This is a genomic window from Pusillimonas sp. MFBS29 (assembly GCF_020687695.1).
In the GTDB taxonomy this organism is placed as follows: Bacteria; Pseudomonadota; Gammaproteobacteria; order Burkholderiales; family Burkholderiaceae_B; genus Pusillimonas_C.
In genome coordinates this window covers 25,360-38,262 of sequence record NZ_JAJEWL010000010.1, presented here as the reverse complement: position 1 = coordinate 38,262, position 12,903 = coordinate 25,360, and the positions used below count along the sequence as shown (strand labels likewise).

Genomic DNA, 12,903 nt, shown 5'->3' with positions numbered 1-12,903 from the left:
CCCATGAGTAAATCATCAGCAAAAAAAGGGCGTGTCGTTATTGGTATGTCGGGGGGCGTTGACTCCTCCGTAGCCGCGTGGCTGCTCAAAGAGCAGGGCTACGAAGTATTGGGTCTTTTCATGAAAAACTGGGAAGACGATGACGACAGCGAATACTGTTCCACACGGCAGGACTGGCTCGACGCCGCCAGCGTGGCCGATCTGGTGGGTGTTGATATCGAAGCCGTCAACTTTGCCGCAGAATACAAAGACCGGGTCTTTGCCGACTTTCTGCGCGAATATTCGGCAGGTCGAACGCCCAACCCCGATGTTCTGTGCAACGCCGAAATCAAGTTCAAGGCCTTTCTTGATCATGCCATGACACTCGGTGCCGATTACATCGCCACCGGGCACTACGCACGCGTGCGCAGCATCGAGACGCAGGCAGGCGTGCAGCATCAACTGCTCAAGGCGCTCGACCTCAGCAAGGATCAAAGCTATTTCCTGCACAGGCTCAATCAGGCTCAGTTGGCACGTACGCTTTTCCCCTTGGGCGAAATACCCAAGACCGAAGTGCGGCGCCTGGCGCACGAACTGCAGCTGCCCAACGCCGCGAAGAAAGATTCCACCGGCATCTGCTTTATTGGTGAAAGGCCTTTTCGTGAGTTCCTGAACCGTTATTTGCCGACCCAGCCCGGCCCCATCAAGACCCCGGAAGGCGTGACCGTAGGCCGGCATCAGGGGCTGTCGTTCTATACGCTGGGCCAGCGCAAGGGCCTGGGCATAGGCGGCGTGAAAGGCCGCCAGCGCGACAACGGCACCGCCGATGCCTGGTACACCGCCCGTAAAGACCTGGCCAGCAACACCCTGTATGTTGTCCAGGGACATGATCACCCCTGGCTACTGGCTTCAGAGCTGAACGCCCAGGACGTCAGCTGGATCGCCGGCCATGCGCCCGAGCCCGGGCCCTACGCCGCCAAGACGCGCTACCGGCAGGCCGACGCGCCGTGCACGCTGGCCCGTGTTGCCGATGACGGGTTTTCCTTGTCTTTCGGCGACCCGCAGTGGGCCGTCACGCCCGGGCAGTCTGCCGTGCTGTACCAGGGCGATGTGTGCCTGGGCGGCGGCATTATTTTCTGATTTTTCAGCAGATAAATGTCTGTTCGACGACGTAAATAGCTGTTTCGTCGAAAAAGCCTTGTTACGGATGCAGCGCTTATGAAACACTTGGTGTGTCATGAACCATAGCGCTGCGTAACCTATACACCAGAACCGTCGTTATTGTCGCAGCCTTGCATACCAAAGGAGCGCAATGCGTTACGACCGCAAATCCGTCCGTGGATCCCGCCGCATAAACCGTATTTTCACGCCAACACTGTTGCGGGTATTGATCTTGTCCGGCCTCGGTGTCGGCGGTGTTGCCACAGGCGAAGCACAGGCCAGTTGTTCCTCTAGTCCGGAAGGTGAATTTTCCTATTACTACCAGGTTTGCAACGGCAGCTCTGGTATTGATGATGACGACGACGCCCGGACGGGCGGGGAGGGCGACAGCATAGAGATTAGTACCTCGGGTGCTTATGCCATCGATGCCGGCGAATATCCGGACGTTTCCAAGGTCGGCACCGGAGGAGTGATCATGGGGCAATCCCGGGGCGGCAATGGCGCCGAGGAAGGAGATGCCGGATCGGGCGGTAGCGTTACTCTGGACAACAGCGCGTCGATTCTGCTGGATGGCACCTCCAACTCAGGCTACTTTGGCAGCCTGATTTCCGCATTTTCGCTGGGGGGTAACGGCGACACCGACAATCAGAACAACGATTCAGATGGCGGCCGTGGCGGCTGGGGGCAGAGCGTTCAGGTCAGCAACAGCGGCGACATTACCATGAGCGGCTCGGTGCAAGCCATCGATTCGGGCATGTACGGCATTATTGCCGTCAGCGGCGGTGGCACCGGCGGCGAACAGAACGATAGCGTGGTCGACAATCAGTATGGCGGCGACGGCGGTTATGCCGGCGCGGTCACCGTATCCAATTCCGGGGTCATCAATCTTGGCAGTGACGATAGCCGGATGCAGGCCTATGGCGACTATATCGAGGGTGCGGCAATCTATGCGGATTCCGGCGGCGGCGCCGGCGGGCCCGATAACGGCAATGCCGGCAACGGCGATACGGTCACCGTCGATCACTCGGGCCAGATCAACAGCTACTGGACCGGCCAGGGAGACGGCAATGTCTACGGCATCAACGCACGCAGCATAGGCGGGTTGGGGATGCAGTCTTTCGACGATAGCGATGACGGCGGGCTGGGCGGCAATGGCGGCATGGTGAATGTGGTCGCCGGCGGCAGCGTGCTATTGGATGTCGACGGTACTTTTGAAGGCACCGGTGCCGCCATCGCCGCCCGCAGCATCGGCAGCAAGGGAGGCACCGGTCCTGGAAAAGACAACCCTGCGGGCAACGGGGGCATGGGTAGTGCCGTTACCGTCAGCATTCCCGAAAGCAGTGCTCGTATTACGACGCATGGCAATAATCTGGTCGGCATTCGCGCCCTGAGCCTGGGCGGGCAGGGTGGCGACGGCGGCGATGCGGCGGCGCTGGCCGGCGAAGGTGGCGGCGGTGGTTTTGGTGGCAATGCGAGCCCGGTCAGCGTCGAGACGGCCGCCGGTTCGCTGATTGCCACCAGTGGAAACTTCGCCACCGGTATTGCTGCGCATTCCATCGGCGGTGGCGGCGGAACAGGCAGTGAGTTTGTTTCGGTGCTGGGTGGGCAAGGCGGCAATGGCGGCAATGGCGGTGATGCCAGCACGGTGGATATCAGTGCCGCCGGCAACATCACCACCCAGGGCGAGCATGCCTACGGCATCCTGGGGCAATCCATTGCGGGCAGCGGCGGCGCGGGCGGCGTGAATGTGTCGTCGCTGGTATCGCTGGGCGGCGACGGTGCCGGTGGCGGCCAGGCAAGCTCGGTCGATATCAGCAATGCGGGCGACCTCAGCACCGCGGGCTACAGTTCGCACGGCATTTTGGCGCAGTCCATCGGCGGCGGCGGCGGTGCCTCGGGCAGTTCGATAGGGCTGCTCAGCATCGGCGGCAGCGCGGCGGGTTCGTCAGGCTCCCAGGGGGGCGATGTGCTGGTTAACAATGCAGGGGCCATCACTACCCAGGGCAATGCCGCCATGGGCATGATCGTGCAATCCATCGGCGGCGGCGGAGGCAGCGGCGGCGACAGCGTGGGGGTGGTGGGCGTGGGCGGAGACGGAGCGGCCGGCGGCAACGGCGGTACCGTGACCGTACGCGACCTTGGCACTATTCAAACGTCGGGCAACTTTGCCCTGGGCGCGCTGGCCCAGTCCATAGGCGGTGGCGGCGGTAATGGCGGCGATACCTTTACCGCGTCGGCCGGCGTGACGCTGGCCGTGGGCGGGAGCGCAGACGGCGGGGGCGACGGCGGCCTGGTCTGCATGGGCAATGGCGGCGGCTGCGATGGCTGGACCTCTGACCAGGCCAGCCAGGTCAAGACTCACGGCGACTACTCCATGGGCGTGGTTGCTCAAAGCGTGGGCGGTGGCGGCGGCAACGGCGGCAGCGTTGACAACGTCAGCGTGGCCTCGTTTGCCGCTTTGCGCATAGGTGGAACCGGCGGCGCAGGCGGCAATGCCGGCCAGACCCGGGTCAGCTACAAAGGCCTGGATGTACAGACGGAAGGCGCCCATGCCATCGGTGTGCTGGCGCAGTCGGTCGGCGGTGGTGGCGGCAATGGCGGCGATTCGAACTACTTCAACGTCTCGGCCGGTTTCAGTGCGTCGGTGGCGCTGGGCGGCAGCGGTGGCACGGGCGGCGTGGGCCAGAAGGCCGAGGTCGATTTGCAAGACACGCGCATTACTACAGGCATGGACCTGGACAATCCCGACCCCATGCACTATGCGCCCAACGAGTCCTTCGGCGTGGTGGCCCAAACCATAGGCGGTGGCGGTGGCAATGGCGGCAGTGTGAGCGCCCGCGATATCGTCGTGGCCATACCCACCAGCCTGGGCAAGCCGCTGGCCATCAATATGACGGCTGCCATAGGCGGAAGCGGCGGCGCGGGCGGAGACGCCTGCCCCGACGGCGATTCGAATTGCATCACACGCGTCAGCCTGACTGACGGTTCGGCTGTTGCAACACTGGGCGATGGTTCGCATGCCGTTGTGGCCCAGTCGCTGGGCGGTGGCGGCGGTAATGGCGGTGATGCCTCAGTATTGAGCGGAACCATAGGCTATAAGAATGCGCTGACGCTTACGGCTGGTGTTGCCTTGGGAGGCAGCGGCGACAGCGGCGGTGATGGCGGCAATGTACAGGTGACCCTGGGCGACGCTGAAGCGGAGTATGCAGCCTTGCCGTCGCCCATACAGCTGCCGCTTGAAACGGTAGCGGTGCCTGCCTCGAGTATCGTCACCTATGGCAATTATGCAGATGGCCTGCTGGCCCAGGCTATAGGCGGCGGTGGCGGCAACGGCGGTGTGGGCAGCAGCAACGCCTATGCCACCGGACGCGGCATGGATACGATCAAGCTGACCATAGGTCTGGGCGGAACCGGCGGCTACGGTGGTGCGGCAGGCAATGTCGATGTCGCCCTGAATCCCAATTTCACGATCAACACCCTGAGCTCGGGTTCACGCGGCATCGTGGCGCAGTCCATAGGCGGCGGTGGCGGCGCCTCGCAGGGCGGCACGGTGTATCTGTCGCTGGGCAAGGCAGGCACCCCCAAGCCGGATGGCACGCCGGGCAAGAGCAAATCGGCCAGAGTCGGCATCAGTGTGGGCATGGAAGGCGGGTCGGGCGGCGACGGCAGTGGCGTGACCGCCAATATCGATGGCGCAATACGCACGGCCGGCGGCGATGCCGATGGCGTCCTGCTGCAGTCCATAGGCGGTGGTGGTGGCCTGGGCGGCTCCATGGGGGGCGACGCATCGTCCCATCCCATACTGACCCGCGTGGGCATCTATCGCGACAACACCACCCGGCTGACCGACGCAGGTTCGGCATACAGCCTCAATGTTACGGTCGGCGGGCGTGGCGGCAGTGGTGGCCATGGCGGCAGCGTCGACCTGGATTACGCAGGCAAGATCGCTACGTCCGGTGATTGGGCTGACGGCATCGTGGCCCAGTCCATAGGCGGTGGCGGCGGGGCCGGCGGCTCCGCCACGGCCACCGGCAGCAAGATTGCGGCCAACGTGCTGGTAGGTGTGGGCGGCACCGGTGGCGTGGGTGGCGACGGAGGCACCGTCACGGCGAAGTTCGACGGCAGCCACCAGAATGTTATCCAGACTGCCGGCTACGGCGCTTATGGTGTGGTGCTGCAATCCGTGGGAGGCGGTGGAGGCCAGGGTGGTGATGGTTCCGACCGCTCGCGCGGCACCATGTCGATAGGGGGCACTTCAGGCGGCGACGGCGGCACGGCAGGCAATGGCGGCACGGTGCAGATCATTGACCTCGATGAAAAGACTTCATGGCTGACCCTGAAAACCATGGGCTCTGATGCCATGGGCGTGGTGGCCCAATCGGTCGGCGGTGGCGGCGGTATCGGCGGCATGGGCAGCAGCCAGGCGGCCTTGCTGCAGGAAGACAGCCACTCCATCACCTTGTCGGTGGGTGGGCACGGCGGGGTCGCGGGCAATGGCGGTGAGGTCAACATGAAGTTGGGCACCGAACTTAAGACCGAGGGCGAGCGCTCGCATGGCATCGTGGCCCAGTCAGTGGGCGGCGGTGGCGGGATAGGCGGTGTCGGCCGGACGGGCCGGCTGCAGGGTCTGGCGTTGGGCGGCCGTGGCGGTGCCGCCGGTGACGGCGGCGCAGTTACGCTGGACCTGCTGTCAGGCACCAGCATCACGACTTCCGGCGCTGGCGCTCATGGCATTATTGCCCAATCGGTTGGCGGTGGCGGCGGTATTGCCGGTGACACCACAATAGGCATACAACTGGGATCGCAATACTGGGCGGCAGGAACCCTGAGCGGCAGCCTGACCGGCGGCAATGGCAGCGGCGGCGCCGTGGCAGTCAACCTGGACGGCACTATACAGACCACCGGCGACCATGCCTACGGTCTGATCGCGCAGTCCATCGGTGGCGGTGGCGGCCTGGGCGGTCGCACTGATGGCGGTTTTGCCGGCAGCACGGCAGCGTTCGACAACACCGGTCGCGGGCAGGACGTTACCGTGACGCAGGCCGGAGACATCCACGTCAGCGGGCAAAACTCGACCGGCATTTTTGCACAAAGCACAGGTCCCGAAGGCAGCGGCAACATCACCGTTAACGTCAATGGCACGGTGACCGGCGGCTCCGGGAGCAATGCCAGCGCTGTCTGGTTTGCAGGCAGCGGCGAAAATACGCTTAATGTGAGTAGCGAAGGGGCGGTCGTGGCCGGCCCCGAAGGGCAGGCGGTTCGTCAGGACGGCAGCATCGTGCAAACTAATGATTCCGGGGAAAAGGTCGAAGCTTCGATGTTTGCCATCAGGAACGCCGGCCGGATCAGCGGGAATGTCAGTTGCGGCAACGGACTGGATGGCTCGTCCTGCCATATTGAAAACCAGGCCGGCGGCTTGCTCTCCAATGCCACGCTTTATCAGGCTGACCTGCTTAATGCCGGCACGCTTGTCATAGGCCGGCCTGCTGCCTATGACAAGCTGATCGTGACCGGAAATATGGATCAGATCGCTGCAGGCACACTGCAGTCCGATGTGGACTTTGACCGGCTGCGTGCCGGACACATGGTGGTGCAGGGCCATGCGAAGCTGGCCGGTCAGGTCAATGTACAGCCGACTGCCCTGTTGCCCGATCGCGAGGTGACCATCGTCAAATTCGAAGGTGGACACGACTCGGACAGCCCGATACGGGCCAAGGATAGTCCGGTCGTTGATTACGAAGCCCGTATTCATGACAGTGCACTGCGGGTCAGGCCTGCCGCGGCAGATTTTGCGACACCGGCCATGAAGCTGGCCATCAGCGAAGACTCCGTGGCGCAGCATGTGCAGCGCGGCTGGGGCCTCGGTGGAAACTCAGAGATGGCCCCATTGTTTGCGGCGCTGGATATGACCTCGCGAATGGGAGCGGGTGAATATTCCGAGCGGCTTCAGGACTTGTCTGTCGGTGTGGGTCTTGCCCCGGGAGCGCGTGCGCTGGCGGGTATGTCACGCTTCACAGGCGCCATGATGTCGTGTCCGGCCTTCCAGCAAGAAGGCAGCCTGGCCAGGGAACAGGATTGCGTATGGGGGCAGTTCTCGGGACGCACGACCAATCAGGACGGCGCACGCGGCTTGACTGGCTTTTCTTACGATACGCTGACCTATCAGTTCGGCGGTCAGAAGCAGGTCAGTCCGGGTTGGTTCGTGGGTGGATCGGCCGCCTATGAAAATACGCATATGAGCAGCGATTTTGGCCGTGTCACCGGAGAGGGCGACCGTGGTTATGCAGGTGTGGTGGTCAAGCGTGAAGTCGGCCCATGGACTTTTTCGGGAGCGTTGTCGGCCGGCTATGGCAACTTTGACCTTGAGCGCCGTATTCGCCTGCCCGGCCTGGAAAGTCGCGCCAAGGCAGATCTTGATATCTATGGTGCGGGGCTGAAGCTGCGGATGGCGCGTACATTTGCCGGCCCAGCCATCTATGTAAAACCCTATCTGGATCTGGATGCGTTTTACACGCACACCCCCGCGTATACCGAGTCGCGCAACGCCTCGCACCTGGAAGTGGAGAGCAACAACCAGTTCGTCATGGGAGTGTCGCCCATGATCGAGTTCGGAGGCAGGGTAGAGCTGGATAACGGCGCCGTGTTGCGCCCCTACCTGTATGGCGGAGTGACCTTTCTGTCAGAAAACGAATATAGCGTTGAAGCCCGGTTCCAGAGCGCGCCTGAAGGTGCCGGCAAGTTTGAAACCACGATTCCTATGGATGATGTCATTGGCCGGGTCGGCGCGGGTCTGCAAATCAGCAATGTGAGCGGCATCGATTTCCGCCTGGAATATGAAGGCGAATTTTCAGAGCATGTACGCAGCCATCGCGGCATGCTGAAGGTGATGATGCCGTTCTAGTTGCCTCAGGCGCTTATGCCCTTCATGAGCATATAAATTGCCAGCATGTAGAGCATAAGCGCGAAGATGCGCTTGAGCCGCCTCACAGGCAGGCTGTGCGCAGCGCGCGCACCCAGCGGGGCGGTGCAGACGCTGGCCGCCGCGATCAGGCCGAGGGCAGGCAGGTAGATATAGCCGAACGAGCCCGGTGGCAGATCGGTCATGGCCATGCCCGACACGATATAGCCGGCCACGTTGGCCAACGCAATGGGAAAGCCCAGCGCGGCGCTGGTTGCCACGGCAGAATGAATGGCAATATTGCACCATGTCATGAAGGGTACGCTGATGAAGCCCCCGCCTGCACCGACCAGACCAGACAGAAAGCCTATGCAGCCGCCGGCCAGCAACTGGCCGCCGGTGCCCGGCATCTGGCGTGTCGGTGGCGGCTTCTTGTCGAGAAACATTTGTGTGGCCGAGAATGCCACGAAAACACCGAAAACGATGGCCAGGTAGGCGCCCTTGAGCACCGAAAACACGCCTATGCTGCCTATCATGCTGCCCAGGACGATGCCCGGCGCCAGCTTGCGCACGATATCCCAGCGTACGGCACCACGCTTGTGGTGGGCCCGCACACTGGAAACTGAAGTGAAGATGATGACGGCCATCGAGGTGGCGATGGCCATCTTGACGGCGAGCTCGCCGTCTACCCCTTGTGCAGAAATCAGATAAGTCAGGAAAGGCACGAGGACCATGCCTCCGCCTATGCCCAGCAAGCCGGCCAGAAAGCCGCTGCCGATGCCAAGCAGGATCAATTCAACGATAAAGAAATAACTCATGGGAATACAAGGTTAACGTGTGCAGGCGAGTGCCTGCCAGCCGGGTAGTGCTACCCGGGCGGGACAAATACTGGAAGCAGGCTCGGACTTTGGCAAACTACTTCTGGACGGGTGGCTGGGTGCTGACGAACGAAGGACGGGCCTGAAGTTTTTCGTCGAGCCGCCGTAAATTACCGTATTGGGCGCGCCAGTTGAGCTCAGGGCAGCGCAGGTCAAGATAGCCCAGGGCACAACCGACGGCAATATCGGCCAGACTGAAATTGACACCCATGCAGAAGGGTTGATCGTCAAGGCTGGTATTCATCGAGTCGAGCGCAGCGTTGATTTTCTTGTACTGGCGGTCGATCCAGGCCTGACTGCGCAATGCCGGGTCACGGCGGTTGATTTCAATATTGATGGCCACGGCGGCATCGAGCGTGCCGTCGGCAATGGCTTCCCAGCATTTGGTGGCGGCGCGGTCGCGCCCCGGCTGAGGAATCAGCCGGCCAACAGGGGAAAGCGTATCGAGATATTCAACAATGACCCGCGAATCAAACAGGCTGCCGTTGTCGTCCATAAGCAGACAGGGAACCTTGCCCAGCGGGTTATGCGATTGAATGCTGCTGTCTTCAGCCCACACATCCTCGAGGACGAACTCGTAATCGAGTTTCTTTTCAGCCATTACGATGCGTACTTTGCGAACATAAGGACTAGTGAGGGAACCAATGAGTTTCATAGCAAAGACAGGAAGTTGCGGGCAAAAAAAGTATAGCAGGATAGCGTCTTGAGAGACCCGCAGAAGCCGGACAAAGCCGCTTCTTGGCCCCCTAAGCGCATAATGTGTCGTTTATATGCTTATTTACAACAAAAGCTTGTGACTTTTTGGGCGGCTTGGGTTATGGGGCTGCTTGACAAGGCGGGAACAGGGCGGTTGGCCAATACCCCGGGTGGTAGAATTCCGGGTGATTTTTCTACCTGTGAGCTGTCATGCAAATTGACCCCCAACTTAGCCATTTGAATGCTTTGTCACCCCTTGACGGCCGTTACGCTGCCAAAGGCCAGCCGCTGCGCGCAACCCTGTCTGAAGCCGGCTTTATGGCACATCGCGTCGAAGTCGAGGTGGCCTGGTTGACGGGTTTGTCGGAAGCCGGCTTGCCCGAGCTGGCTGCGTTTTCACCCGAAGCCAAAGCGACACTCAAGGCGCTGGTCGACAATTTTTCCGAGAGTGACGCAGCTCGCATCAAAGAAATCGAGAAAACCACCAACCATGACGTCAAGGCGGTTGAGTACTGGTTGAAGGAACGCGTAGCCGGCAACGCCGAGCTGGCAGCGGCCGCTGAGTTCATACACTTTGCCTGCACCTCCGAAGACATCAACAACACCTCGCATGCGCTCATGCTTACGCGGGCACGTGAACAGTTCGTCGTGCCTCGTCTGACCGAGCTTTGCGAACACCTGAAGACACTGTCGCGCCAGTTTGCCGATCAACCCATGTTGTCGCGCACGCACGGGCAGCCGGCAAGCCCGACCACGCTGGGCAAAGAATTTGCCAACGTGGCTGCACGCCTGGACCGCGCCATCGCCGCCATTCGTAATGTCGAGCCCCTGGCCAAGATGAACGGTGCGACCGGCAATTACAACGCCCACCTCTCGGCATATCCCGAGATTGACTGGCCCGCATTCAGCGCCGGTGTTCTGAACAGCCTGGGCCTGGTACAGAACCCGTATTCCATACAGATAGAACCCCATGACTGGATGGCGGCACTGTTCGACGCCATCGCACGCGCCAACGTTATCTTGCTGGACCTGAACCGCGACATCTGGGGCTATATCTCGCTGGGTTACTTCAAGCAACGGCTCAAGGAAGGCGAAGTCGGCTCGTCCACCATGCCGCACAAGGTCAACCCCATAGACTTCGAGAACTCCGAAGGCAATCTGGGGCTGGCCAACGCCATGCTGCGCCACCTGTCAGAAAAACTGCCGGTCTCGCGCTGGCAGCGCGACCTGACCGACTCAACGGTTTTGCGCAACCTGGGCGTTGCCTTTGGCTACTGCGCGGTTTCTTACGATTCCTGCTTGCGCGGCCTGAACAAGCTCGAGCTGAACGCCGCCGCCATCGATGCCGACATCGATACATGCTGGGAAGTGCTGGCCGAACCGGTTCAGACTGTGATGCGTCGATATGGCCTGCCACAGCCCTACGAGCAACTGAAGGCGCTCACACGAGGCAAGGGCATCAATCAGGAAGGGTTGACAGAATTCATCAACGGCCTGGACCTGCCCGACGAGCCCAAGGCCCGTTTGCTGGCCATGACGCCGCGCAGTTACATCGGCCTGGCGGCCGACTTGGCCAAGCGCATTTAATTTTGTGATTTTTTCCTGAAATTTTTGTGATTTTCTTGTTTAGGGCCTGATTTTTGCGCTAGAATCTTGGTCTTTGCAGCGATGGGCTGTTAGCTCAGTTGGTAGAGCAGCGGACTCTTAATCCGTAGGTCGACAGTTCGAGCCTGTCACAGCCCACCAGTCATATCAAGCACTTAGGCCAATCTTTTCGGGTTGGCCTTTTTGTTTTCTCAGTTGCGGCACTTTACTTCGCATACACCTTGCACAGGCCCTGCAAGAGCTTGTGCAGAGCCGCCTGATGACAAGCAATGCTTTGCTTCTGAGCAAGCGCTTGCGCCGTCCGGTCGAAGGCAGCGGATACCAATTGCGTGAGCGCATGAAGCTCTTCGGGTGCAATGGAGGCGCTAACATCATTTCCCATCAACAGTGCACCAAGCCCCTGTTCCAACTCATACGCACCAGCCATGTCACTAAGCTGGGCCAACTGTTGCGCGTTTAGCACCGCAGGGGCGTCCTGCAGCAGCAGCTGCGCTCGCCCGCATTCGGCCATCGATTGAAAGTACGCATGCGAGCCGTCCATCAGCGCATCTAGCGGTGATCCTGATTGGCTGCTACCAGCCTCTATGGCGCTCGCCACCTCCTGCGCCATTTGCTGGGAGACTGCAAAAAAAAGAGCTGCTTTGTCTTCGAAGTGGTGATAAAGCGCTCCCCGGGTCACAGCGGCCGCTCTCACGATGTCGGGCGTGCCAGTCGCCGCATAACCCCGCTCCACAAACAGCCGTCGCGCAGCAGCAATCAGCGCCGACCGTGTGGACTCGGTGCGCTCTTGATTGCTACGGGATGTCCTTTTCTCTTGCATACATGCAGCCTGTATGTTTTAATGAATTTACATACACATTGTATGCTTTAGGAGGAAAACATGAAAACTTCTCAGTTCTACCCGGTCATCATGACTTCAAAAGTGGCACAAACTGCAGCGTTCTACATGCGCCACTTCGAGATGGTGGCCCTGTTCGAAAGCGATTGGTATGTGCATCTGCAGTCATCGCAGGATACCAACGTCAATGTGGCGGTTCTCGATGGCAGTCACGAAAGTGTTCCCGAAAAAAACCGGGGCCAACAAGCAAGCGGAGTATTACTGAATTTTGAAGTGGACGATGTCGATGCAGTGCATGCCCAGCTACTCCCGGAGGGGCTGCCTATGCTGTTGCCATTGCGCAGCGAAAAATGGGGCCAACGCCACTTCATTACCGAAGACCCCAACGGCGTCATGATTGACGTCATCATGCCGATTGCCCCAAGCAAGGAATTTGCGGCGCAGTACGCTGACGCTGCAGGCGCATAGCCCCTGACGCTGGTGCCGGGTCTGTTATTGATGATGTCAAATGTGTTGGCGTTCCTATAAGAAGTCATTCAAACACGGTGCTTGAAATACAGCTACTGGCCGATATCTGACGCTGGATCTACAGTAAGCACCTGATTCCTGCCGGAAATTTGCCGGAATCCCCCTCTAAAAACAGGTCATTTTCAGTGATCTGGGGTGATGAAAATACCTACTAAAATCAAGTGATTAGGGGTAAACTACCCCTTGCTTGGTTTGCCTCTTAATCCGTAGGTCGACAGTTCGAGCCTGTCACAGCCCACCAGAATTACCTAGTTAAATCAGTAAGTTAAGGCCGCTCCGTCAAGCGGCCTTTTCCTTTTCCGCCTCCTGCTGTGACCAAA

General features: G+C 60.4%; 7 protein-coding genes and 1 tRNA gene. 5 read left to right on the top strand and 3 right to left on the bottom strand.

Annotated elements, in window-relative coordinates:
- Positions 1–3 precede the first annotated feature (3 nt).
- Positions 4–1,119 carry a tRNA 2-thiouridine(34) synthase MnmA gene (mnmA, locus tag LKR43_RS14225; RefSeq protein WP_227684873.1) on the top strand — a complete coding sequence of 372 codons (1,116 nt, stop codon included), beginning with the start codon at positions 4–6 and terminating at the stop codon, positions 1,117–1,119.
- A 172-nt stretch (positions 1,120–1,291) separates the two neighbouring features.
- Entirely contained in the window at positions 1,292–8,041 is a 6,750-nt protein-coding gene (locus tag LKR43_RS16220; protein WP_255676080.1) for an autotransporter outer membrane beta-barrel domain-containing protein, read from the top strand.
- A gap of 5 nt (positions 8,042–8,046) precedes the next feature.
- Here the strand turns inward: LKR43_RS16220 and LKR43_RS14215 are convergent, their stop codons facing one another.
- The gene (locus LKR43_RS14215) at positions 8,047–8,856 is read right to left on the bottom strand and encodes a sulfite exporter TauE/SafE family protein (RefSeq protein WP_227684872.1); all 810 of its coding nucleotides are present in this window, start codon (positions 8,854–8,856) and stop codon (positions 8,047–8,049) included.
- 97 nt (positions 8,857–8,953) lie between these two features.
- Positions 8,954–9,571, bottom strand: coding sequence for a glutathione S-transferase N-terminal domain-containing protein (locus LKR43_RS14210; protein WP_227684871.1), 618 nt, complete (start codon positions 9,569–9,571; stop codon positions 8,954–8,956).
- A gap of 251 nt (positions 9,572–9,822) precedes the next feature.
- Between LKR43_RS14210 and purB the strand changes: the two genes are divergently transcribed.
- Positions 9,823–11,199 carry an adenylosuccinate lyase gene (gene purB, locus LKR43_RS14205; protein ID WP_227684870.1) on the top strand — a complete coding sequence of 459 codons (1,377 nt, stop codon included), beginning with the start codon at positions 9,823–9,825 and terminating at the stop codon, positions 11,197–11,199.
- A gap of 83 nt (positions 11,200–11,282) precedes the next feature.
- Positions 11,283–11,358: transfer RNA gene (locus LKR43_RS14200), tRNA-Lys, on the top strand.
- Between the two features lie 64 nt (positions 11,359–11,422).
- Here the strand turns inward: LKR43_RS14200 and LKR43_RS14195 are convergent.
- Positions 11,423–12,037, bottom strand: coding sequence for a TetR/AcrR family transcriptional regulator (locus tag LKR43_RS14195; protein ID WP_227684869.1), 615 nt, complete (start codon positions 12,035–12,037; stop codon positions 11,423–11,425).
- 60 nt (positions 12,038–12,097) lie between these two features.
- On the opposite strand from LKR43_RS14195, the gene LKR43_RS14190 reads away from it, so the two are divergent.
- Positions 12,098–12,523, top strand: a complete 426-nt coding sequence (locus LKR43_RS14190) for a VOC family protein (RefSeq protein WP_227684868.1) — start codon at positions 12,098–12,100, stop codon at positions 12,521–12,523.
- The last annotated feature ends 380 nt before the right edge of the window (positions 12,524–12,903 follow it).